Source organism: Marinobacter sp. (assembly GCF_040904845.1).
Classification (GTDB): Bacteria; Pseudomonadota; Gammaproteobacteria; order Pseudomonadales; family Oleiphilaceae; genus Marinobacter.
This window is the reverse complement of sequence record NZ_JBBDSR010000097.1, coordinates 59,918-84,272: the sequence shown is the minus strand read 5'-3', so window position 1 is coordinate 84,272 and position 24,355 is coordinate 59,918. Positions and strand designations below refer to the sequence as shown.

20 protein-coding genes are annotated in these 24,355 nt (G+C 57.8%); 3 read left to right on the top strand and 17 right to left on the bottom strand.

Going from position 1 to position 24,355, the window contains the following annotated elements:
• Positions 1 to 1,606, top strand: a 1,606-nt coding sequence (locus tag WD429_RS12270) for a LuxR C-terminal-related transcriptional regulator (RefSeq protein ID WP_368422464.1), incomplete at its 5' end; no start/stop codon positions are given.
• Between the two features lie 266 nt (positions 1,607 to 1,872).
• On the opposite strand, the gene dinG is transcribed toward WD429_RS12270, so the two are convergent.
• From dinG to WD429_RS12245, 5 genes are all read right to left on the bottom strand, one after another.
• The gene (gene dinG, locus WD429_RS12265; protein ID WP_368422463.1) at positions 1,873 to 4,017 is read right to left on the bottom strand and encodes an ATP-dependent DNA helicase DinG; all 2,145 of its coding nucleotides are present in this window, start codon (positions 4,015 to 4,017) and stop codon (positions 1,873 to 1,875) included.
• Positions 4,017 to 4,691 (bottom strand): general secretion pathway protein GspB, encoded by a 675-nt coding sequence (locus WD429_RS12260; RefSeq protein WP_368422462.1) that lies wholly within the window; start codon positions 4,689 to 4,691, stop codon positions 4,017 to 4,019. The genes dinG and WD429_RS12260 overlap by 1 nt, the downstream gene beginning before the upstream one ends.
• On the bottom strand, positions 4,691 to 6,409 hold the full coding sequence (locus tag WD429_RS12255; protein ID WP_368422461.1) for an ExeA family protein: 1,719 nt from the start codon (positions 6,407 to 6,409) through the stop codon (positions 4,691 to 4,693). The genes WD429_RS12260 and WD429_RS12255 overlap by 1 nt, the downstream gene beginning before the upstream one ends.
• Before the next feature lie 112 nt (positions 6,410 to 6,521).
• Entirely contained in the window at positions 6,522 to 8,012 is a 1,491-nt protein-coding gene (locus tag WD429_RS12250) for a DUF3336 domain-containing protein (protein ID WP_368422460.1), read from the bottom strand.
• Positions 8,013 to 8,017: 5 nt separating this feature from the next.
• Positions 8,018 to 8,803, bottom strand: a complete 786-nt coding sequence (locus WD429_RS12245) for a VacJ family lipoprotein (RefSeq protein WP_368422459.1) — start codon at positions 8,801 to 8,803, stop codon at positions 8,018 to 8,020.
• Between the two features lie 92 nt (positions 8,804 to 8,895).
• Here WD429_RS12245 and WD429_RS12240 point away from each other — a divergent pair, with 92 nt between their 5' ends.
• Positions 8,896 to 9,303 carry an acyl-CoA thioesterase gene (locus WD429_RS12240; RefSeq protein WP_368422458.1) on the top strand — a complete coding sequence of 136 codons (408 nt, stop codon included), beginning with the start codon at positions 8,896 to 8,898 and terminating at the stop codon, positions 9,301 to 9,303.
• Between the two features lie 12 nt (positions 9,304 to 9,315).
• Here the strand turns inward: WD429_RS12240 and WD429_RS12235 are convergent, their stop codons facing one another.
• The 3 genes from WD429_RS12235 to WD429_RS12225 all read right to left on the bottom strand — a co-directional run bounded on the left by WD429_RS12235 (position 9,316) and on the right by WD429_RS12225 (position 16,139).
• Complete coding sequence (locus WD429_RS12235) at positions 9,316 to 10,437, bottom strand: beta-ketoacyl-ACP synthase III (RefSeq protein ID WP_368422457.1); 1,122 nt, start codon at positions 10,435 to 10,437, stop codon at positions 9,316 to 9,318.
• Positions 10,438 to 10,537: 100 nt separating this feature from the next.
• A complete protein-coding gene (hrpA, locus tag WD429_RS12230) occupies positions 10,538 to 14,320 on the bottom strand; it encodes an ATP-dependent RNA helicase HrpA (protein WP_368422456.1) in 3,783 nt (1,260 codons plus the stop codon).
• Positions 14,321 to 14,462: 142 nt separating this feature from the next.
• Positions 14,463 to 16,139, bottom strand: a complete 1,677-nt coding sequence (locus WD429_RS12225; RefSeq protein ID WP_368422455.1) for an AMP-binding protein — start codon at positions 16,137 to 16,139, stop codon at positions 14,463 to 14,465.
• Positions 16,140 to 16,327: 188 nt separating this feature from the next.
• Between WD429_RS12225 and WD429_RS12220 the strand changes: the two genes are divergently transcribed.
• Entirely contained in the window at positions 16,328 to 16,813 is a 486-nt protein-coding gene (locus WD429_RS12220; protein WP_368422454.1) for a MaoC/PaaZ C-terminal domain-containing protein, read from the top strand.
• Positions 16,814 to 17,097: 284 nt separating this feature from the next.
• On the opposite strand, the gene WD429_RS12215 is transcribed toward WD429_RS12220, so the two are convergent.
• From WD429_RS12215 to WD429_RS12175, 9 genes are all read right to left on the bottom strand, one after another.
• Positions 17,098 to 18,276, bottom strand: a complete 1,179-nt coding sequence (locus WD429_RS12215) for a VWA domain-containing protein (protein ID WP_368422453.1) — start codon at positions 18,274 to 18,276, stop codon at positions 17,098 to 17,100.
• 22 nt (positions 18,277 to 18,298) lie between these two features.
• On the bottom strand, positions 18,299 to 19,141 hold the full coding sequence (locus WD429_RS12210) for an AAA family ATPase (RefSeq protein ID WP_368422452.1): 843 nt from the start codon (positions 19,139 to 19,141) through the stop codon (positions 18,299 to 18,301).
• A 78-nt stretch (positions 19,142 to 19,219) separates the two neighbouring features.
• Positions 19,220 to 21,097, bottom strand: a complete 1,878-nt coding sequence (locus WD429_RS12205; protein ID WP_368422451.1) for a VWA domain-containing protein — start codon at positions 21,095 to 21,097, stop codon at positions 19,220 to 19,222.
• A 35-nt stretch (positions 21,098 to 21,132) separates the two neighbouring features.
• The gene (locus WD429_RS12200; protein WP_368422450.1) at positions 21,133 to 21,477 is read right to left on the bottom strand and encodes a hypothetical protein; all 345 of its coding nucleotides are present in this window, start codon (positions 21,475 to 21,477) and stop codon (positions 21,133 to 21,135) included.
• Positions 21,477 to 21,923 (bottom strand): YcgN family cysteine cluster protein, encoded by a 447-nt coding sequence (locus WD429_RS12195; RefSeq protein WP_368422449.1) that lies wholly within the window; start codon positions 21,921 to 21,923, stop codon positions 21,477 to 21,479. Before WD429_RS12195 ends, WD429_RS12200 begins: the two co-directional genes overlap by 1 nt.
• Positions 21,920 to 22,213, bottom strand: coding sequence for a YcgL domain-containing protein (locus WD429_RS12190; protein ID WP_368422448.1), 294 nt, complete (start codon positions 22,211 to 22,213; stop codon positions 21,920 to 21,922). The genes WD429_RS12195 and WD429_RS12190 overlap by 4 nt, the downstream gene beginning before the upstream one ends.
• Positions 22,210 to 23,358: a ribonuclease D gene (locus tag WD429_RS12185; RefSeq protein ID WP_368422447.1), complete on the bottom strand. Its 1,149-nt coding sequence runs from the start codon at positions 23,356 to 23,358 to the stop codon at positions 22,210 to 22,212. Before WD429_RS12185 ends, WD429_RS12190 begins: the two co-directional genes overlap by 4 nt.
• Before the next feature lie 20 nt (positions 23,359 to 23,378).
• Positions 23,379 to 23,981 (bottom strand): recombination mediator RecR, encoded by a 603-nt coding sequence (gene recR / locus WD429_RS12180; RefSeq protein ID WP_368422446.1) that lies wholly within the window; start codon positions 23,979 to 23,981, stop codon positions 23,379 to 23,381.
• Between the two features lie 47 nt (positions 23,982 to 24,028).
• On the bottom strand, positions 24,029 to 24,352 hold the full coding sequence (locus tag WD429_RS12175; RefSeq protein WP_368422445.1) for a YbaB/EbfC family nucleoid-associated protein: 324 nt from the start codon (positions 24,350 to 24,352) through the stop codon (positions 24,029 to 24,031).
• Positions 24,353 to 24,355: the final 3 nt, after the last annotated feature.

Genomic DNA, 24,355 nt, shown 5'->3' with positions numbered 1-24,355 from the left:
CAGGGTACTCGCGGAACACGGCAACAACCTCATTCACGGAGGGTTCCATCTGCCGGTTCTGCAATGGCTGGAGGCTTTGCCCGCAGCCATTGTGGAAGACAGCCCCCAATTGCAGATGCTGCGGATCTGGTCGCTGTTTTTTGCCAACCGCGTGGACCTCCTCGATCCCCTGCTGTCGAACCTCGAAGATACCCTAGACCGGCGCGTTGCCGACTCCCATCCAGACGCAGAAGGTGCACTGGGACTGCAGAGTGAAATCTCCCTGATCCGGTCCTACCTCGCACGCACCAAAAGTGATGAGAAAAGCGCCTCGGATCTGACGCAACAGGTCTTGCGTGACATTGACCACACCCGCATTCCGCTAAAATCGGTGACCTATTACGGGTTGGGGCTGGACTATTACGGCAAGGGCGATCTGCCATCAGCGGAGGATGCGTTACGCTCGGCGCTCCGCTACGGCGAACTCGAACGTAAGCCCAGTACCGTCCTGTCCAGCGGCGGCCTGCTGGCGTGGATTCAATACAACCGGGGGGATATCGACGAGGCGTTGGAAACCTGCACCTCGGTGCGCTATTGGGTGGACCAGCATTACGCCGATCCCGCTCAGCCCAGACTGATCTCCTGTTGGCAGAACAGTGCGCTCACCGAAATTTACCGGGAACGCAACGAACCGGAACTGGCCGCTTCCCATCTGGCCCCCCTGCTCGAACACGTCAACAATGGCACCGAACCGGGCCAGCACGTCATTATTCAATACGTACGAGGCCATCTCGCATTCAGCGAAAGCCGGACCGACGAGGCCATCACTGCCCTCGAGGATGCCGTATCAGTGGCACGCCGACGCCGTGATCATATTGTCTTCGAACCCCCGGCCTGCTCCGCATTGTTGGCACGCTGCTATCTTGCGGCTGGCAATCTTGACCAGGCCGAGCGCTGGGTGGATTCGGTGACCGACAAAGCCTTCACCAACCCGCTGAATCGCGAACAGAACCAGATCAGCACCGCACGGGTGCTGGTGGCACTGGATCGCCCGGCGGAAGCGATCGCCCTGCTCGCGCCCCTGCGCCTGAGCGCAGAGAACGAGCAGCACTTCCGCCACCTGGTTGAAATACTCACCGTTTATGCCGAGGCACTGTACGCCGAAGACAAACAGGCCGATGCCGACCTGATGCTGACTCAGGCCGTACAAAAAGGGGCGGATGCCGGGTTTATGCGCCTGTTCGCGGAAGAAAGCCCAACGATTCGCCGCCAGCTGAAAGCCCTGCCAGCGCTGAAGACCAGATCAAGCTGGAACACCAATCTGCTGGCCATGCTCAGACATCTGGACACACACACATCCGCAACGGTCCAGGCCCCACTACAACCGCAGCAGGCTGACGGCGGCACTACTGTCCCCCAGAACTCACTGACTGAACCCCTGAGCCAACGGGAAGTGGAAGTATTGGCCCTGATCAATGAAGGCCTGGCAAACAAGGACATCGCCCGCCGCATGGCCGTTGCCCCCGCCACGGTAAAAGCCCACATCCGCAACCTGTACGGAAAAATGGGGGCTGGCCGGCGCACGGAAGCCCTGACAAAGGCACGGGAGTTGGGTTTGCTCGGTTGAACATCGTGTGAAAAGCCGCTTTTTGTGTCACGCATCACACTTCGCCAGAACTATTACCCCCGACTACGCCCTTTGGACGATCCGCCTGAGCCCCTTCCTCTTTTATGATCAGTTCCGTGGTGAGGCGAGGCCTCATCGGGAATTCTGAAACTTCAGGCCTTCAGACTTCTTGTTCCGCGTTGTTTCGACGCTCGGGTTCGATCAGAACCCCTCTTACAAGAGCCATACGGTAACGGATGGCTCTTTTTTTATGGGCAATCCGCCAATCAGCGTTCGATCAGACGGCGGAACGGCGGCAAGGCATCGAGCAATAACTGGCCATACCGACGCGTCACAATCCGTCGATCCAGAATCGTTACCCGCCCGGTGTCTTCCTCGGTGCGAAGTAACCGGCCAACCGCCTGAACCAGTTTGATGGAAGCGGACGGCACCGTGATCTCCATAAACGGATTGCCACCACGCTGGGTGACCCATTCCGCCAGGCTCGCCTCAATAGGATCGTCGGGCACCGAGAAGGGCAGCCGGGTAATCACCACATGCCCAAGGTAGTGGCCGGGCAGATCAATCCCTTCGGCGAAACTGGCCACACCGAAGAGCACGCTTGTGCGCCCTGCATCGATGCGCTCGCAGTGCTGACGCAGTACCTCACCCTTGGCCATGTCGTCCTGAGTCGTAATCAGTTCGGGGTATTCGGGTGCCAGCGCGTCTCGCACCAGGTGCATCTGGCGGCGAGACGTAAACAGCACCAGGGTCGCCTTTTCCCCTGCCCACACATCCGGCAGCCGCGCCACCAGAGCATCGGTAAAGCTGTCATCCGTCGGCATGGCGGTCATCGCTGGCACCTCCACGGTCGCCATCTCGGCGTAGCGGAACGAGCTCGGCACTACCAGGAAGCGGCTCGCTTCCGGTAGGCCCGCTCGTGACTGAAGCCGCTCAAACCGCCCCAGGGCTGTCAATGTCGCACTGGTCAGTACTGCCCCATATGCGCGGGACCAGAGCCGTGAATACAGCAGGTTATCCGCCAGTACCGGGCTACTGTATAGCGTAATATCTTCGGCATGATCCCAGCGCTGGCGTATGGCCCAGCGAGCGGGAGGCGGACTTTTCACCGCTCTGCCCTCGGTGGTTTCGCACCAGGCTGCCCAGAGCCTGAGCTGGTCTTCAGAGCGGGCGTGGAATGAGCCAATCACCGGATACCACGATTCCGCGGTATCCCGGTCAACTTCATGCTCTTTGCGCTCGTCAAAGGCTTTTTGCAGCTCCTCCGCCAGCACCCCGAGCTGCCGCACGAGGTTGGCGGTGGCAATCCGGGTGCTGGCAGCCAGTTCAGCCAACGCTTCCGGGAGCTCGCCCTCCGGGTATCGCCATTGAGCGGAGCGGCGCTCCTCGCTGAACTCCCAGCCGGTGTTCTGCTCGGCTTCGTCGTAGACGGCGGTCAGTGCGACGTCGACGTCCCGGGAAGCATGGCTGACACGATCAATGGTTTTGGCCGCCAATGTGGTGGGCGAGAGAAACGGCTGCATTTTGCCGAGCGCCTGTGACAACTGCTTCAGCCATTGCCGGGTCGCGTTCAACGGCACGGACGCGGCAAAGTGATTCAAGGCCTTGTCGGGCAGATGGTGGGCCTCGTCAAAGATAAACAGGGCGTTTTCCGGTTCCGGCAGAATCGCGCCGCCACCGAGGGCCAGATCCGCCAGTACCAGATCGTGGTTGGCGACCACGATGTCAGCGTCATCCAGGTCTTTGCGGGCGTCAAAAAACGCGCAGCTGTCAAAATAGCTGCAATGCCGGTTGGTACACTGCCGATGATCGGTGGTGACCTGCCGCCAGACGTCATCGGGAATCTGGTCCGGCCAGTGATCCCGGTCGCCATCCCATGTGCGGGCACCGTAACTCGCCAGCATCTCCTCAAAGAACGCCCGGGTACCCGGCTCTTGCTGACCAGGGCTGTCGAGCAGGAACAACGGCATGGTATCGCTGTCGCCGTTGCCTTCGTCGTGCAGCCTGGCCTCAAGCCGGGACATGCAAAGATAACGGCCACGCCCCTTGGCGAGCGTCCAGGAAAAATCCTGCTTGCTGTGTTTGCGCAGATCGGGGAGATCCTTGTGCACGATCTGGTCCTGCAGCGCCACGGTTGCCGTGGAGATCACCAGGGTCTTCCCCAGTGCCCTGGCAACCGGAATGGCGGCGATCAGGTACGCCAGGGTTTTACCGGTACCGGTACCCGCCTCAACCACACAGGCCGAGGCCGGTGAGGTGCGCTGGCCATCGTTTTCCGTGATGTCACCCATGTAGCGGGCGATTTCCGCAATCATCAGGCGCTGGCCGTACCGGGCACGAATGCCCTTGCCCGCCAGGACATCTCGGTAGCTTTGCTGAATCTGCTGTTTGGTATCGTCTGCAAGGGCCATCAGCGGGGGCTCACCCAGTCCCGGACCACGCCGACGCGAAAACGGCGACCGTCCTTGCTGAGCTCGACACCGTCATCGGTGATCCGCTCCACACGGATACCCGAAAAGCTGTCGCCAACTCTCATGTACTGGTTGTTGATCATCACCCGTCGCGCAGACGGTTCAGACGCGTAGATATGACTGTTAAACATCAGATCGGGAATACTCTTCTGGAATGGGACGGGCAGCTCGACCAGGTGTGGCACACGGCCTTCCGGTGCCTGTTCGTACGCTGCGGGTGGTGCTTCGACCAGGGAACGGTTCGGCACGATGATGGTCGGTCTCATCCGTGGCTCCGGCTCACCGCTCTCGGCAACCGCGGGTTCCGCCTCGGGCTTGGGCACCTCTTCAGCGGTGCTGACTGTAGGCACGGGCTCTTCCACTTCTGCGGGCACCGGTGCCGGTTCGACCGGCGCAGTTGCTTGCACTGCGGCTTTATCCTGTGCCAGCGACGGCCAGAAGATCACCGCGAGTACAACCGCGTTAATGACCAATGCAACCACAATCCAGAGCGCTGCCGGCAACGATTTTTTCCGTGGCTTATGGATGAGCTGAACCTGCTGACCAAGATCGGGGATTTTGCCCTGGCGTCGCTCCGTTTCGGACTTTCTCAGTGCATCGAGGATGTAAGACATCAATTCACCCCGCCTGACACTTGATCGCTCTGCACTTGATCGCTGAGCCGGGGCCCGGCCTCATCGAGATCGTTGTTGATCTGGATAAGGGTCATGGCACCGGCAATACCGTCTATGGTCAGGCCTTTCTGGCGCTGATACCAACGAACCTGCTCCCCGGTGTCCAGGCGCTTGACGCGATCACTTTCCTCGCGATCCTCAGCATGCAGCTCCGCCAACTCCATCATCCGTGCCCCCATCCACAACTGCTCGTTGTCGCCGGCGTCGGCATCTCCGTCTTTGCTCATATAAGGAGGCATTTGCCAGAGTACCGTGTAGTCGCCAAGCCAGTGGGGCTCAAGGGAACTGAACGCCACGGATCGCAACATACCGGAGACGACCAACACCGCCTGTTCATCACGAATACTCCGTAACACGACATAACGCTGCCGCCCTTCCCCGTCGCGGAGCTCCAGCATGGCCGGGCGGTCAAGGAGTTCCAGGCTTCGCCGGGTGCCTTGACGGTCGAGGCAGCGCAGGCCGTTAGCGGATGCAAATTCGCACCCTTCGAGGTCAGCAGTCGGTGAATACTCAAGGTCCCAGACCGACAACAGCGAGCGGTAGGCGTTTGCCAGCGACGATGAGTGCTGCCCGAAATCAAAGCTCTGCGGGCTGTCGGGTATCACGGTGACCACCGTGGCATCGGGCTCGGTGTCCAGGCGCTCAATGGTGCCAGTGCGCAGATCCGTGTCTGCGTCCTCTGACGCTGACAGATTCGATTCGCGCTCGCTGGCCTGGGGAGCATCGGCCCGAAAGTCGGTATGCCAGCGATCAAACAGCCACAGTGTGGCGGTGGCCGCCAGAACAACGAAGGCAAACACCATCACAACACGGTACCTGCCTGCGCCATCGTCCACACCGGTTTTGCCTCGCAGGCCGCCGTTGACTTCTTTGGCGGCCGTGCGCACGTGCTCGGCAGTAATGACATGCTCGCCCTCGGCGTAGGCACCGAGCAGCGCGCGGTCACTGATCAGGTTAATCAACCGGGGGATGCCGGCACTGGCCCGGAACAACTTTTTGGTGGCCCCGCCGGTAAAGATGTCCGCCCGCAAACCAGCAACGCCCAGGCGGTATCGCAGGTAGCCGGGCAGTTCGTCCTTGCCCAGAGCGTCAAGGTGGTAGCGTGCCGTCACCCGCTGGTTAAGTTGTCGCAATTCCGGCCGGGCTAGCAGCTCCTGGAGTTCCGGTTGGCCCAGAAGCACAATCTGCAGCAGCTTTTTCTCAGCGGTTTCGAGGTTGGTCAACAACCGCAGCTGCTCCAGCACATCCGCCGACAGGTTCTGCGCCTCATCAATCATCAGCACTTTATGACGACCCGCGGCATGGGCCCGCAGCAGGTCGGCATTGATCAGATCGACGAGTTGTTTAATGCTCGCCCCAACCGGATGGGGAATTTCCAGTTCATCACAAACGGAGGACAACAATTCCCGGGCCGACAGCCTAGGGTTGAGGATCAGTGCGATGTCGACATTGTTGGGAACGTTTTCAATGAAGCAGCGGCTGACGGTGGTCTTGCCCGTACCAACTTCACCGGTGATGACAATAAAGCCACCCTGGCCCTGAACTCCGTACATAAGGTGCGCCAGCGCTTCTTTGTGGCGCTCGCTGAGATACAGATAGCGGGGGTCCGGAGCAATCGAAAACGGAGGTTCCCGAAAGCCGAAGAAATCGTAGTACATGAGAGTCCAGTCTGGTGCTCAGGCGGAGCGTGCGGAAGCTGACGGAGCATCTGTGCCGTCCGGCTTCCAGGCCATCGCGGTATCATACCGCCCGGTTCCGGGGGATGTCATCTCACGAAGCCCCGGAATCGGCATTGCTGACCAGTCTCAACTCACCGGATGCCCGTTTTTGTTGGCTTTTCAAACGCCTTACACACCGTTCCAGCGTCTTGGAAATACGGGCATGGGAGCGAATCATCGAGATTTTTGGCCAGGTCGCGCGCTCGCCCGCCAGGATCATCTCCCGCACGTATTCGGGTTCCGGGTTGGCCAGCATCCGGCGGAAGTCGCGAAACCGGTACGACGGCGGCGCAATGGTGACATCCCCGGAATAGCGTTGCGCCATGATGGTATAGGCCTGCCCGGACAGTTGCCTCAGCATTTCCGGGCGCACCCGCTTTCTGAGGTAATCAAACAACCCCTGGCCGTGGAACTGAAACTCCGCCTTCACCAGATGCCATGGCAGGCGGGCCAGGCTTAGCTTCTGATCCCGCCCCCCGGCCGGAAGGAAAGGCACAACGTGAGGGTTGGTCTGGCTGGCAATGGTGTAGTTCACATCGTACAGATGCATCAGCCGCTCAATGGGCAGATCGCTGACCACCGAGCCGTCAACGAATTTCAGCCGGGGCATGTACGGCAGTGAATGGCCATGAATGTCCTTTTTCATCAGCGTCACCGGGGGGAAGATCCCTGGCACCGCCGCACTGGCCAGAACCGCGCTCCAAACCAGCAAATAGGGCGATGTGTAACCACACAACAGCCTCGCCTTCTGGTGCGCCTGAACCGGTGAAACACTGACGTTTATGGAGCGCCCGGTGCGCAGAAACGCTTCCTCGAACGTCAGTTCCCCAATATTGTCGCGAAGGCAGGATTTCAGCTGCTCCTGGTCCATCAGGCCGTCACCTCGCATGGCGCTGAGCAGCCCGCGCCACTTCCAGGCTTTGAGGTTGTGGTTCTCCGGCACCAGCATCTCAGGGACCTCAGCATCGGTATGAACACCAAGAAGGCCGGCGATAATCGCACCCGTACTCGACCCCGCGACTACCTGGGGCAACAGCCCTTTTTCCCACAACGCTTTGATCACGCCGAAATGAAAAACACCCAGGGTCGCACCACCACTGAGCAAGAGCGCCGGACGGCCGTAACTGTTGAGGGTGTCCCGAAAGAACTGGAGTTTGTCGGCGACGGGGAAGCCTGGCACCGGGCGATCGCAGAGAAAGTCCAGCCCCTCACACACCTGCACTATGTACTCTTCGATCAGGTGTTTGGTGCCGACCCTGGAACGGGTGTAAAGCCCCGGGTTACCCATATTGCCGAGGTCGTGATGCAGCCCCTCGCGCAGGGCACGTTTGAGCCGTTCAAAGTCATTCTGTTGCCGGTATTGCCGCAGGTTGCTGAGCCGGTCGTAAATGAGCTCGTAGTGGTACAGATCGGACGCGAACTCCTCTTTCCACTCGGCATTGCCCTCCAGGAAATCGAGTTCAAGCGCCGCGGCTTTCCAAACTTCGTAATTGGGTGCCTCCGCCAGCATTTTTCGAAACTTGCGAATGCGGTCATCGGTCATCTGCGTCAGAAGCCTTCCAGCATCAGGTCATCGTCGTCCTCTGCAAACGGGTCCGATGTGGTTTTACCATCATTGATCAAAAACTCACGCCGCTGCAGATACGCATTTCTTACGAAAGTATAGCCATCCCCCGATATAAAGCTCTCAGCCGGAATCAGGTCCGCGCGCTTGTCGACAATCTGCAGCGCCCGGGCGTAATAGAGTTCTGGTGTTTCGGCGTAGTCCCAGGCCGAGGGAAGGACCAGCATGTCCGTACCCAGGCCGGTCAAATCGCGCGGATTGGAGGGGCCCAGAAACGGCAGCATCAGATAAGGTCCGGAGTCAGCGCCCCAGTACCCCAGCGTCTGACCAAAATCTTCGGGGCGTTCCGGCAGGTCAAACGCCGTAGCAACGTCAAACAGGCCGCCCAGACCGAACACTGTGTTGTAAGTGAACCGCCCTGCGGCAACCACGGCAGATTCGCCCTTGAGCTGGAACAGGCTGTTGGCAAAATTGCGCACTTCCGTAAGATTGTTGAAAAAATTGGTCACTGCCCGGTCGGCGAACGCTGGCATAACGGTGCGATACCCGCTGGCAATCGGCCGAAGAAACCAGTTATCGATGGTTTCGTTGAAACCGTAGACCTTTCGGTTCCAGTCCTCGTAAGGGTCCGACCCGGTCACCGGCTCCGATTGTTCAGGAACCGGTTCCTGCACGTTCTGCGAAAGTGCGTTACCAGAGCCGGCCACTAACGCCAGTGCCGCGATGTACGGCCATACGGACGCAGTGCGCCGGAAGAAAAAATAGGTCATTATCGAGCCCGAGGTTGTTAAATCCGTTTCTGTTCGTCGAGAATACCGGCTCTGTTATTCTTTTTATTCGCTCTCAGGTTCGGAGGAACCCGATGTCTGTACCGGGAAATCTAGTCAACACCCTGTCCATGCCCCTTCGTTGGGGAGACATGGATTCATACGGCCACGCCAACAATACGGTTTATTTTCGATTTTTTGAGGAAGCCCGAATCGTATGGTTGGCATCCATGGACCTTGGCGGCTCAGAAGCTGAAACCGGTCCGATCATTATAAAAACCAGTGCCACCTTTCTGAAGGAACTGAGCCATCCGGCAACGGTTTCAGTTAAAACTTACGCGGACAAGGCCGGCAATACCAGCCTTGATACCTATCACACCATCACCGACGAGAATACTGGTGAACTTTACGCCGAGGGCTACGCCAAGATTGTCTGGTTCGACAAGGTCGCCCGGTCTTCAATGCGGTTGCCGGACTCATTGAGAGCCCTGGCTACCGACTGATAAGAGACGATGCTATCGGCGGCGTACGACCACGCTGCCGATCGAATAACCGGCACCAAAGGAGCAAATCACGCCAAGATCACCGGACTGCAGGTCATCCTTGTGTTTATGGAACGCGATGATCGATCCAGCAGAGCTGGTGTTGGCGTACTCATCGAGAATCACCGGGGCTTCGTCCGTACCGGCATCGCGGCCCAGAACCTTACGGGCAATCAACTGATTCATGTTGAGGTTGGCCTGATGCAGCCACAGACGTCGAAGATCGTCCGGTGCCAGAGACAGCTGCCCAAGCTGGGCCAGGATGGTCTCCGCCACCAGTGGCGAGACTTCCTTGAACACCTTTCGGCCTTGCTGCACAAACAGTTTGTCAGGCTGACCAATGCCGGATTCATCGGCGCGATTCAGAAACCCGAAGTTGTTGCGGATGTTGTTGGAGAATTTGGTTTTGAGGCTTGTGCCCAGGATCTCAAAGCCCTGCCCTTCGGACACGTTCTCTTCACGCTCTACCAGAATGGCGGTGCAGGCGTCCCCGAAAATGAAATGGCTGTCCCGGTCACGGAAATTGAGGTGACCTGAACAAATCTCGGGGCTCACTACCAGCACGGCACGGGCGCTGCCGTTTTCAACCGAGTTAACCGCCGCCTGCAGGCCAAACGTTGCCGAGCTGCAGGCTACGTTCATGTCATAGGCGAACCCGTCGATACCGAGCGCTTCCTGCACTTCAATAGAGACTGCCGGGTATGAGCGCTGCATATTGGAACAGGCAACAATAACGGCGTCCACATCGGCCACGGTTTTACCGGCTTGTTTCAGCGCTTCTTCGCAGGCCGCAACGGCCATATCGCACTGCACCGAGGGCTCGTCGTTGCCACGATCTGGAATACGCGGGGTCATCCGTTCAGGATCGAGAATGCCCTGCTTGTCAATGACATGCCGACGCTTGATCCCGGATGCCTTCTCGATAAAGGCAGAAGAAGACGGCTGTAACGGTTCCCTGTCACCACGGGCGATATCATCCGCGTAACGGGCATTTTCGAGCTCGACAAAGGCATTGAAAGCCTCCACCAGCTCGTCGTTATCGATGGTTGCGGGCGGTGTGTACAAACCGGTTCCGCTGATGACGGCTTTAATCACGCTTACCCCACATCAACTGTGTATAAAAAGTGAAAGAGAATTCTGACAATGCCCCAAATAGTACCACAGTCCCCGGCTTTTGCCCGCGCCGACGAAAGTCTCAGACCCGGGTGGCTTCCCACTGCCGGTCGAGACGCTTAACCGACACGGGGGCGACGGTGCCCAATTGCTGTGCAAAAAACGACACCCGGTATTCTTCCAACATCCACCGGTATCGAGTCAGCTCGGGGTCGCGGACCCCCTGGCGCTGTTGTTCCTGGGACTTGCTGGCGTAACGGGACCACAATGGCTCGATGCTGTGAAGAAACTCGCGCTCGCGGCCCAGTTCCCTTGGCATTTTTTCAAGCCTCAGCGTAGCCGCCTCAAAGTAACGGCCGAACTGCTCCAGCCAGGCGGTGGGTGTGGAAACCAGAAAGCCCGGATACACCAGATTCTGAAGCTGGAATTTCAGATCCGCCATGCTGCTGGCCAGCGACAGGCTGATCTTGCCTTTGAGCCGTTTGGCGACTTGATGGTAACCGGTCATCGCCTCGTGCAGTCGTTCATCGGCCTTTTCCAGGGCCGGAATAAACTCAGCACGCCGGTCATTGAACCGCTGCTCGAACGTTTGGCGATCGCGGGGCAGACTGTCCGCCAGGAAATGCGCCATAGCCGTGGCCAGCAATAAATCATCAAGCAGCACCCGCGCCTGCCCGACCGGCGCAAACATCAATGCCGAGGCTTTGAAATGGGGCAATTTGCGCTCAAGGTCATCCAGGGTGTTGCCGAATCGGTTGAGCATCAACCGGGCAATGGCTTTGCGGGTGGCATCTTCGGCCGTCAGTTGATCCAGGTATCGAACGGCTTTGACGGCCTTGCCCTGATCTTCCAGCGCGGGATACACCGTCACCTGCATGCCACCCCGCTCAGTCTGTACCGATTCAGGCAAAGTGCCGAAGTCCCAATCCTCATGGGCCTGTTCGGACGGAGAATCATCCTCGGGATCAGCCGCCGACGCCAGAGCCTCTTCGGCCTGACCTTCAAGGCTGTTCTGCAGAGAGGCAGCCTCCCTGCCCTCGGCCATCACTTTGCCGCCGTCACCCAGCACACGCACATTCATCCGCAGATGCCTGGGCAGATCGGTTTCGCTCCAGGCCTGTGGATCAATCTGCACGCCAGTCATCCGTCGCAGCTGCTCGCCAAGCTGTAAGGCAAGGGGCTGATTGGAGGGCTGCATGTTCTCCAGCGCGGCGTCCACGAAATCCGGCACGGGTACAAAATTACGACGCAGGGATTTGGGCAGCCCCTTCACCAGCGCAATGCACTTTTCCCGCAATAATCCGGGAACCAGCCATTCCAGCCGTCGTGCCGGGATCTGCTTCAGAGCCATCAACGGCACCTGAAGGGTCACCCCGTCGCGTTCACTGGTGGGCTCGAACTCGTAGCTTAACGGGTACTGGACACCTTCCCAGGCCAGGTAGTCGGGGTACAGGTTGCCTGCCTGTTCGTCCACCGGGCGCTGGAGAATGTCCTGTTCCGTTAACTCCATGTTTTTCAGTGCCAGAGCTTCGAGACCTTTCCACCAGGTCTCGAAATGCCGACCACTGACAATATCCCCGGGTAAGCGCTGGTCGTAGAAGGCCACCAGCGCTTCGTCGTCGACCAGCAGATCACGGCGACGGGTCTTTTTCTCGAGATTCTCCACAGTGTCCAGCAGGGCGCGATTGCGTTCAATAAAAGGCGCGCGGGAACGAAACTCGCCTTCCACCAGCGCACGGCGGATAAACAGATCCCGGCACTCTTTCGGATCGACTTTGGCGTAGGGGATGCGCCGTTTCTGTACCACGTCCAGGCCATACAGCGTGACCTTTTCATACCCCATCACCTGAGCCCGCTTCTGTTCCCAGTGAGGCTCGAAATAATGATGCTTCACCACGTGTCCGGCCAGGGGTTCTATCCACTCCGGCTGAATGGCGGCGACGGTGCGGGCAAACACTCGACTGGTCTCAACAATTTCTGCGGCCACGATCCATTTCGGGGCGCTTTTCGAGACCTTTGAGCCCGGAAACAGCGTCACTTTGCGGTTGCGGGTTGCAAGGTATTCACGCTTTTCCACCTTCACCGCCACCTGTCCGAGCAAACCCGCCAGAATGGCTTTATGGAGCGAGTCGTAATTGGCCGGCTCGGTGTTGATTGCCAGTTTCTGTTGGCGGCAAATCAGCGTCAGCTGGCGATGAATATCGCGCCACTCCCGCATTCGCATCCAGGAGAGGAACGACTTCTGGCACACCTTCTTGAGCTGATTCTGGGACAACTCCTGACGCTGGTCTTCGTAAAACCGCCACAGGTTCAGCAGGCTGGCAAAGTCGGACTCTTTGTCATTGAACGGCGCATGGGCCTGGTCCGCTGCCTGTTGTTTTTCCTGCGGGCGCTCGCGGGGGTCCTGAATACTGAGGCCGGCGATAATGATCAGCGTTTCCGACAGACTGCCAAGCTGTGCAGCGGTCACCAGCATCCGCGCCAGGCGGGGGTCCAACGGCAGGCGTGACATGGTGCGGCCCAGGCGGGTCACCCGCCGCTTGCCATCAACCGCACTCAGCTCCTCCAGCAGTTTATAGCCATCGTTGATCAGCCGCTTGTCGGGCGCTTCCAGAAACGGGAAGTGACGAATCTCACCCAGTCCGGATGTCGCCATCTGCAGAATCACCGATGCCAGATTGGTGCGCAGAATTTCAGGATCGGTGTACTCAGGGCGATTGATAAAATCCGTTTCATCGTACAACCGGAAGCAAATGCCTGGCGCTACCCGCCCACATCGACCCGCCCGCTGATTGGCGCTGGCCTGGGACACGGCCTCAATGGGAAGGCGCTGGATCTTGGATCGCACGCTGTAGCGACTGATGCGGGCAACGCCGGTGTCAATCACGTAGCGGATGCCCGGAACGGTCAGGGAGGTTTCTGCCACGTTGGTCGACAACACGATCCGCCGTCCACGATGGCTCTGAAACACCCGGTTCTGTTCCTGGTTGCTCAAACGGGAGTAGAGCGGCAGCACGTCGGTATGCTTGAGTTCCTCATGCCGCAAAAATTTACTGAGATTGCGGATTTCCCGCTCGCCCGGCATGAACACCAGCACATCCCCTGGCGGTTTTTTTTCCTGCCGTTCGTGCTGTTCTATTTCGTCCAGCGCACTGAGCACGCCATCTGTCCAGCCCTGATCCCGGTCATCCTCATCACCGGTTAGAGGGCGGTAGCGGATATCAACCGGATAAGTACGGCCGCTGACCTCAATCACCGGGGCACCGTTGAAGAACTGGCTGAAGCGGTCAACCTCGATGGTGGCGGAGGTAATGATCACTTTCAGGTCCGGACGCTTGGGAAGCAGCTGCCGCAAGTACCCGAGCAGGAAATCGATGTTCAGACTGCGTTCGTGGGCTTCGTCGATGATCAGCGTGTCATAACGGTTCAGGAAGCGATCATGCTGTATCTCCGCCAGCAGAATGCCATCCGTCATCACCTTGAGCCGGGACTGCTCCGACGTGGTGTCCGTAAAGCGGATCTGATAACCCACCTGTCGTCCTACCTGCTCCCCCAGTTCCTCGGCGATCCGCCCTGCCACACTGCGGGCCGCAATGCGTCGTGGCTGAGTGTGGCCGATCAGGCCCTGGATACCGCGGCCGATATTCATGCAGATTTTGGGGATTTGCGTGGTTTTACCAGAGCCCGTCTCACCGGCGATAATCACCACCTGGTGCTGTTCGATGGCGTCGCGGATGTCATCGACACGGTCCGATACCGGAAGCTCCGGCGGAAAAGTCGCGGGCTTGTGCAGCGCTTGTCGCCGCTGGGCGGCGGCCGAATTATCCGACGTGGAAGGTGACGGTTGCGTAGGCGTCCGGGTCATGAACAGGAGGTACCAATGTGAGTTTCGATGGTTTGAAAGGCGTCAGTCTAACGGTATCCGCACCGCTGTTAAACGGAAAAACCCCGCCTTGGCGGGGTTTTTCATACCACGGAGGCCTGCTGAGGCAGGCCCGCAGCGGACCTTACTTGCTGTTCGCTTCGTCGCGCAGTTCGCGACGCAGAATCTTACCCACGTTGGTCTTGGGCAGTTCATCACGGAACTCAAAGTGCTTCGGCACCTTGTAAGCGGTCAGGCGTTCACGACAGAACTCTTTCAGCTCGTTTTCGGATACGCCCTCTGCAGTTGCCACGAGGTATATCTTAACCGCCTCGCCGCTTTTTGCGTCTTGAATGCCGACTGCAGCGCACTCAACAACCTTCGGGTGACCGCTTACGACATCCTCGATTTCATTCGGGAAGACGTTGAAACCAGACACGATGATCATGTCTTTTTTGCGGTCCACAATGCGGATGTAGCCGTCTTCCTGAATCAGTGCGATGTCACCGGTCTGCAGGAAGCCATCTTCGGTGAAAGACTTCTGCGTATCCTCAGGGCGCTGCCAATAGCCACGCATGACCTGGGGGCCCTTCACACACAGTTCGCCCGGTTCACCCAGAGGTGTTTCATTGCCGTCGTCGTCAATGGTTTTCACCTGAGTGGAGGGAATCGGCAAGCCGATGGTGCCAAGCTGAATTGCACTGTGGGGGTTGAACGTTACCACCGGTGAGGTTTCGGTCATGCCGTAACCCTCACTGATCTCGCACCCGGTCACACGCTGCCACATTTTGGCGGTGTCACTGGTCAGCGCCATACCACCGGAAGACGTCAGTTTCAGCCCACTGAAATCCAGTGCCTGGAAATCCTCGTTATTACACAGAGCCACGAACAGGGTATTGAGCCCCAGAAACGCGGTGAACTTGTGGTTTTTCAGTTCTTTGACAAAGCCCGGGATGTCACGGGGATTCGGGATCAGCACGTTATGGGCACCGGCTTCCAGCATGATGCCGCAGTTCAGTGTGAAGGAATAAATGTGGTAAAGCGGCAGCGGCGCGATGACCACTTCCTGCCCTTCCACCACCATATCTTCCATCATCGGCCGGGTCTGCAGCAGGTTCGCCACCAGGTTGCCGTGGGTCAGCATGGCACCTTTCGCCACACCGGTGGTGCCACCGGTGTACTGAAGAACGGCAACATCGTCCTGCTTGCTTTCAACGGGCGTAAATTTTTCGCGGGCACCGGCGCTGAGCACGGCTGGCAGCTTGTGGGCCTGGGGCAGATTAAACGGCGGCACCATCTTTTTAACGTGTTTGATCACCGCATTCATCAGCGTGCGCTTGACCGGCGAATGCATGTCCGCGATTTCAGTCACGATCACGTGTTCAATGCCGGTGTGCGGCAGCACTTTCTCGGCATTCTCCGCCATGTTGGCCAGTATCACCAGCGCCTTGGCACCAGAGTCATTGAACTGGTGTTCCATCTCCCGTGTGGTGTAAAGCGGGTTGGTGTTGACCACAATCAGGCCGGCGCGCATGGCACCGAAAACCACCACCGGATACTGGCTGACGTTCGGCATCTGCACGGCGATTCGGTCACCCGGTTTCAGGTCGGTCTTGTTCTGAAGCCATGCAGCAAAATTCCGGCTCTGGGTGTCGAGGTCCCGGTATGTCAGGGTGACACCAACGGCACTGAAGGCGGGTCGATCTGCGTATTTCTTTACAGACTGTTCAAATACGTCAACCATACTCTCGTATTTGCTCAGGTCGACCTCACGGTGTACGCCAGCGGGGTATTTGTCCTGATAGAACTGCTCGAAATCCATCACCATCTCCTGTTGGGCGCTTGTGTTTATAATGATTTACCCGTGCCGAAGTGATCATAAAATCAACCCGACAAAAGTATCAGCCTAAAAATGAGGAGGAGAGAATAGCAGTTTTGTGAACGATGAGGTAGTTTTCAGGACACGCCTGTTCCACGGCCATTTCACCCTTCGATTCACTGGAGAACACTATGAGCGACACTCAGGAAACCCTTGAAAACATAACCTATAACGAGCTGAATGAAGGCGACACTGCCACCTTCACCCGCACGCTGACCGAAGACGATTTGGTGCTGTTTGCAGCGGTGTCCGGCGACGTCAACCCGGTCCACCTTGATTCGGAATTCGCCGCCGACTCGATGTTCAAGGAGCGCATTGCTCATGGCATGTGGAGCGGGTCGCTGATCTCTGCCGCGCTGGCGACGGTGATGCCCGGACCTGGCACGATTTACCTGGAACAGAGCCTGTCTTTCAAGCGGCCGGTGAAGCTCGATGACACCCTGACGGTGGAACTGACGGTTATCCGCAAGGAGCCGAAGAACCGTGTAGCGTTCCAGTGTGAGGTCCACAACCAGAACCAGGAACAGGTGGTCAGCGGCGAGGCCAAAGTCATCGCGCCCACGAAAAAAATGTCGCTGAAAAAGCCCCGGTTGCCAAAAATCACCATCACCGACTGACTACCCGGGCCGGAAGTCAATCGGGAACTTCCCTGTCATGACCAGTTCCAGCAACACTTTGCCTTCCAAGCCGGGCTCTGCGCCGTCGACTTTTTTGACAGGTGTTACACAACTGAGACTCGGTGCGGCGACGGGCTGTCATCAATGGCGGGTTATAGCGCTGTTTTAGATAAAGAAATCGCAGATGGCCCCAGAATTGCTGAGGTCAATTGACGGGGAAGCAATGACCGCTACCCCGTTTGATATGCCGAGCTTTGCCGATGCTCTCAACCGCATCGGCTTTTTTATTTGCTCAACTGCTTCATGGCCGACTCGAGGCCATCAATAGTCAGCGGATACATGTGGTCTTCAACCAGTTGCCGCGTCATGCCCAGTGAACCGCCACTTCCCCAGTAATTTTCAGGGAGCGGGTTCAGCCACACGACTTTCCGGAAGTGATCACTGATACGCTGGAACCAGGTGGCACCCGCTTCCTCGTTCCAGTGCTCGATAGACCCACCTGGGTGGGAGATTTCGTAAGGAGCCATGGTGGCGTCCCCCACGAAGATCACTTTGTAATCCGGGGAATATTTATTGAGGATATCCCAAGTGCTGGTGGTCTCGTTCATGCGGCGAATATTGTTCTTCCAGACGCTCTCATAAACGAAGTTATGGAAGTAAAAATACTCCATGTGTTTGAACTCCACACGGGCGGCGGAGAACAGTTCCTCGCAGATCCGCACGTGAGGGTCCATGGAACCACCAACGTCAAAGAAAATCAGCACCTTAACGGCGTTGTGACGTTCGGGAACCATTTTCAGGTCCAGGTAACCCGCATTCCGGGCCGTTGACCGAATGGTGTCATCCATATCCAGTTGGTCTGCGGCACCCTGGCGGGCAAACTTGCGGAGCCGGCGCATAGCGACCTTGATATTACGGATACCCAGCGAAATGCTGTCGTCGAGGTCCTGATACTGGCGCTTTTCCCAGACCTTCACCGCCCGGCCCTGGCGACCGCCTTTCTGGCCGATGCGGAAGCCTTCCGGATTGTAACCATCCGCGCCAAAGGGCGAGGTGCCACCGGTACCGATCCATTTGTTGCCGCCAGCATGGCGCTCCTGCTGCTCTTCCATGCGCTTCTTGAAGGTATCGATTAACTCTTCAAGGCCGCCCAGGGAATCGATATTGGCTTTTTCCTCATCCGTGAGATGCTTTTCGAATTCGGCCCGCAGCCAGTCATCCGGAATCAGCATCTCCATCAGGTCTTCCAGGTTTTCTATGCCTTCAAAATAAGCTTTGAAGGCACGGTCAAACTTGTCGAAATGGCGCTCGTCTTTCACCAGGCACAATCGTGACAAGTAATAGAATTCTTCCATATCCGCAAATGCGAGGCGGCTTTTCAATGCCTCCAGCAGATCCAGAAATTCGCGCAGGCTGGCGGGTACTTTTGCCCGCCGCACTTCGAGAAAAAAATCAATCAACATAAGGTGTAGCTCTTGCTGAATGTCAGCTGCGACGACGCGCCATGAACGCCAGCTTCTGCAGCAGATGAACGTCCTGCTCGTTCTTCACCAGGGCCCCATAAAGTGGCGGCAACGCCGAGCTGGTGTCCTTCTCCTGCAACATTTTGGCAGATAATTCGTCCGCCATCAGCAGTTTCAGCCAGTCGATCAGCTCGGAGGTGGACGGCTTTTTCTTCAGGCCCGGCACCTTGCGGACATCAAAGAACACTTCGAGTGCGTCCCGCACGATGTCCTGTTGCAACCCCGGGAAATGCACGTCCACGATGTCTTGCATGGTGGCGTGATCCGGAAAGCTGATGTAGTGGAAAAAACAACGGCGCAGGAAGGCGTCCGGCAGCTCTTTCTCATTATTGCTGGTGATCACAATAATGGGGCGTTGCTTCGCCTTGACGAACTGTTGGGTTTCATAGACGAAGAACTCCATGCGGTCGAGTTCCAGCAACAGATCGTTCGGAAACTCAATATCCGCCTTATCGATCTCATCAATCAGCAGCACCACCTGCTCATCCGCTTCAAAGGCCTCCCAAAGCTTTCCCTTGACGATGTAATTGCTGATGTCTTTGACCTTCTCATCCCCGAGCTGGGAGTCACGAAGGCGCGACACGGCGTCATACTCATAAAGGCCCTGCTGAGCTTTGGTGGTGGACTTGATGTGCCAGGGAATCAGCCTCTTGCCGAGGGAGGATGCCATCTCTTCCGCCAGCAAGGTTTTGCCGGTCCCGGGCTCGCCTTTAATCAGCAGTGGGCGTTGCAGTGCAATTGCCGCATTTACCGCCATCTGCAGGTCATCAGTCGCTACGTATTTCTCGGTACCGGTAAACTTCATTCTGTGGGTTCCTGTTCGGTTATCAAATCATCCGGAGGGGGAGTATAAAGGCCAAAGCGGCCACCTCAACCCCCTGCGCTATTTTTTCGGTTTCTCATCATCAGGGGATGGCTCGTCGGGAAGGTCGTCGAATTCGGAGAGGTCGAAATCTTCCAGCCCGAAGTCTTCTTCCGGTTCGTCCTCCACGGTGTTCTCGGCTACCGGAATTTCCTCATCTGCGTCACCAAGTGGTTCCGCCACGGGGATATCGTCGTTTTCCTCCGGCTCAGGCGCGACTTCTTCCGTCACCACGAGCTCTGGCTCTGGCTCTGGCTCTGGCTCTGGCTCTGGCTCTGGCTCTGGCTCTGGCTCTGCAGCATCTTCTCCATCCTTTTTGCGGCGCAGTACAAAAAACAGACCTGCGCCAATGATGGCAATCAGGATTACCCCGCCGGTAATGAACACCCACAGCGGCAGGCCACCTGAGGAAACCTCGGGTTCAGGCGGGTCATTGGCCGGCGGTGCCGGTGCTTCTACGGTTGGCTCTTCCACCGCACTGACATCAATCGGGCCACTGACCTCTTCCTGTTCACCGGGCGCTTCGGCCACATCAGAGGCCGGTTCAGGCCCGGCCTCGGGCTCAGGCTCAGGCGAACCAGCCTGGCCATCGTCCTCAGCGGCGTTGGTGTCTGACTCGCCATAGGTGCCAGCAGAGGCGGCGTCGCTCTCCCCCTCGGGAACGTCAAACCGGCTGACGCCGCTGTATTTCCGAGAAAAGGTCTGGCCATCGGCGACAATCTCAATGCGATATAGGCCGCCAGCGGGCAGAGTCTCGATGACATCCCGGTAGGTACCATTTTCCGGAGGCGCATCGGCTGACAGCGCCTTGCTGCCACTGCGATCGTCTTCGGAGGTCAGGGTAACCCGGACCTCCAGAACCCCGAGAAAATCCGGGTCTGTAAGCTGTTCCTCTTCCTCGAAAAAAGCAACTTTCAGATCCAGCGGCTGATCCTCGGAAAAGCTCGGTGGAACCGGAGACACCACCATGCGCAGATCACTGACGACCGTAACGCGACTGCCTTCCCCAAGCTCGCCTTCGATCTGCCATTCACCGGATACCGGATCGCTGACGGTGATCAGGTCGTACCCGGATTCACGAACCCAGCGCATTCCGTCTCCAGGGCTGCCAACCTGCGCGGTATGGCCGTCAGGATCGGACAGCGCCAGTTCCCGGGTATCACTGGTTTCACCCTTGCCCCAGAAAATCAGGGCGGTAAATTCCTCGACGCCGCTGTCGACGCTGAAGGCGTTTCCTACGATGGGCACCTGCTCCTGAGGCACCGCGGCATTCAACGCGTTGAGAAACGCCAGGTTCAGTGCTTCAGCCGAGGGCGCGACGTTATAGCTGCCTCCGGTTTTGTCTGCCAGTGTTTTGAGAAATTCGGCGTCCGCGTCGTCGGACAAGGCAACGGTGTGGACGGTAGCGCCCTTATTCGCCAGGCGATCAACCACAGGCCCAAGAATACGGTCACGCTCTTCGCGATTACGGGCGTCGTCGGCGGCGATGTCGACTTTGCCATCGGTCAGCAGAATGAAATCGGTGCCGCTCAGGTCGCCATCGGTGAAATAGTCATCGCTGGCAACCTCGATGGCCTCTCCCAGATTGGTTCGAAGCGCTACGGAGTTGATATCGGTAGAACGATCAATCACCCGTGCCCGCCATTCGTCACCAACACGGTCGTAAGGAACCAGCATGTTGACGTACTGCCCAAAGGTCCAGACACCGCTCCTGGCATTTTCGGGGATTAGCCTAGCCAGTAGCCGCACCGCCGGTTGCCGCAGGTTGTCCGGATCGTTGTCTTTCATTGAGCCGGATATGTCGACGATAATGCGAATGTCGGCACTATCTGCAGAAGCCTGGGGGGCCGCAGCCACAAAAAATGTCACAACCAGGATGGCATTCAGTATCCGTTGCATCGGAACTCCGTTCTATTATTGTTTTTTTCAGGATTTCAGCGTTTCACCAGCCGATAACGCACCAGGTCCAGCACCCAGACCAACAGCATGGCAAGAGCGGCGAGACCCAGGTTGAGAATCGCCCTGCCAGAGGCTTCCGCATCCCCCAGGATCAGTTCATAGCCGCCATAGAGCCAGGCAGGCACCCACCAACCGCTCACCTCAGCGGACTCGACCGGCGTTAGCAAAATCACGACCAATGCTGCCTGCAACAGCGTGCGGACCCCATACACGGGCACCACACGAAACAGGCGGGACATCATGTAGAAAAAAACTACGAAGGCGACGGCGTAGACTGTCCAGAATATGCCGTAAGCGAGCTGAGCGTCAGTATCAATCATTACAGAATCCAGTGAATTATGTGTTCTTCCCAGTCTTCTTCCGGCACCCCGGCTTCAGACACCACCCGTTGCCGGACCGATACGCCCGCGTCGTGGACGGTTTGCGGATCACCGGAGCGAAGCGGATGCCAGTCCGCCAGAGGCCGATTTTCTGCGAGTGTCCGGTACGCGCAGGTGAATGGCAACCAGTGGAAGTCTGCCAGGGTATCGGGCGTTAGCACGGTGCAGGCCGGTACTTTTTCAAGGCGTTCAGAATAAACCGTACAACCGCAGCTGTCTGTATCCATGTAGCGGCATACCAGGTCGGTGTAATACACGTCGCCGGTGTCTTCGTCTTCCAGTTTCGCCAGGCAACATTTACCACAGCCGTCACAGAGCGATTCCCACTCCGCGCTCGTCATCTCGTTAAGGTGCTTGCGCTGCCAGAACGGGATTTCCGCGATCATGGCTGGCGCTGCTCCGGCTTCTTGCGAAAGTCCACCACGTGCATCTCCGATTCTTCCGCCATCTGCAGGTAAAAGTCCTTGTCCTCGATGGCATCCAGTACCTGTTGGCCGGTGGCGCGGGCAAGTTTGCGCTCTGGCGTCATCACCAGATCCATGGCATGCACCGGCGTGCCGAAAATATCACGCAAGTTGTCAGGCAGGTCGGCCCAGACCTGCCCCCGACGCACGTAGAGGTAGGTATTGGATTTCTTACTGCTGCGAAATACTGAAACAAACCGCTTATCCGTCATGATCTTAGTAATTCCTCAAGCTGCTCACCCACCGGCGCGATGACCTGGCTTCGCCAACCGGTATTGAAAAGTCCTGCGGCCGTCTTGCGCTGGCGAACAACGACCTCAAGCCGTTTACGTGGTGCCAGCAGTTCAATCGGTACATCCGCCGCCTCAGCGGCAGAGGCGATCACTCGTTTCACCTGCTTGTAGAAGCCTTGCTCATCTCGGGTCAGCGGAGCAGGTATCGGCGTCAGGCCAGCGGTCGACGCCGCGCCACCTTCACGCACCAGGTCGAGCAAGGTTTCGCCGTACCGCCGGGTCACTGGTTGCGGCAGGCCCTGGATATTGGCAAGCGCCCTGCGATCACCAGGCATGCGGTCTGCAATCGCAATCAGCAGGGGGTCAGCCACCACGCGACTCCGTGGCCGGTCCCGGCGGCGGCACTCCTCTTCACGCCACATCACCAACATCTGCAACACCAATTGCTTTTGCGGGGCCAGCGCCCATCCACCGCGTAATTTGAGATAGTGCTGATCGGGATCATCCTGGGAGGACAGTTCGGCGGCAAACCGCGCGGACTCTTCAAACAACGCCTCTTCCAGGTCTCTTGCGGACAGATTATCCAGCACCCAGTGGTAGATCGGTACAAGAAAGCGGATATCGTCAAGGGCATAACGTTGCTGCGCCTCGCTCAACGGTCGGGAGACCCAGTCTGATCGCGTGGCGGACTTATCAAGCGTTTCGCCAAACAGGGTTTCGACCAGCCGCGCATAACCGACCGAAAAGCCCGCCCCGGCGAGAGCCGCTCCAATCTGCAGATCAACAACACCGAGGGGTTCCAAATCAAGCCATTGGCGAAACAGCTCAAGATCTTCGCTCATTGCATACAGCAGTTTGACGGTGTCGGCATCGGTCAGAACCCGTCTGAACTCCTGGGACTGCTCCGCAACCTCGGGGTCAACCAGGCAATAGCGACTGCCCATCCCAAGTTGCACCAACCCCGGAATCGGGAAAAAGGTGCTGACCCGTTCAAATTCCGTATCCAGGGCGAGGGGCTCGCCCTGGCCTTCCAGCAACCATTGATCGAGGGCATCCGGCTCGGTGATCCAGTGAATAGAGGCAGGTGCCGGGGGAACGGTACCGATCGGATTGATTGAATTCATAGAAAACGCTCGATCAGTCTTTATTCAGAAAGGGGTTTGCGACCCCGGAATGCGTGAGTCAATGTGAAGCCATCAACGTAGCCGAGCTCACCGCCAACCGGTATGCCATGCGCCAGCCGGGTGATGAGAACGTTGCGGCCATCAAGACGATCGGCAATGTAATGCGCGGTTGCTTCGCCTTCTACCGTCGGGTTCGTTGCCAGGATCAGCTCGGTCACTTCTTCGTCGGCGATTCGCCGCAACAGGCGCTCTATGCCAATTTCCTCAGGGCCGACACCGTCGATCGGTGACAGGTGCCCCATCAGCACAAAATAGCTGCCGCGATAATCGCCCGCCTGTTCAATAGCCAGTAGGTCCGAAGGACTTTCCACCACGCACAGCGTGCCATTCTGGCGTTCCGGGTTTTCACAGATCCGACATTGCGGCGTATCCGCAAAATTCTGGCAGGTGTCGCACCGGCGCACACCGGCCATGGCGCTGCCCAATGCTTCCGATAGCCGAACCCCACCAGAACGCCCACGCTCCAACAACTGAAACGCCATGCGTTGGGCGGTTTTCTGGCCCACACCCGGAAGGCACCGAAGGGACTCCACCAGTTCATCTACCAGCGGGCTGAACGCCATGAAAAATCCTTAGACTGCACATCAAGAAGTTATTGTAAGAGCACGAATCAAAATGGCATTTTGAACCCGGGAGGCATACCCATTCCAGACATCATGCCAGACATTTTATCCTTCTGGTTGGCCTCTACCCGGCGCACAGCATCGTTTACCGCAGCCGCCAACAGGTCTTCCAGAATGTCTTTCTCTTCGCTCATCAGTGATGGGTCGATCTCGACCTTACGCACGTCGTGACGACCGTTCATAGTTACCTTCACCAGCCCCGCCCCGGATTCGCCAATCACTTCCTGCTTGGCAATTTCTTCCTGGGCCTTCTGCATTTCTTCCTGCATTTTCTGGGCTTTCTTCATCATGTCGCCCATGCCATTCATCATACG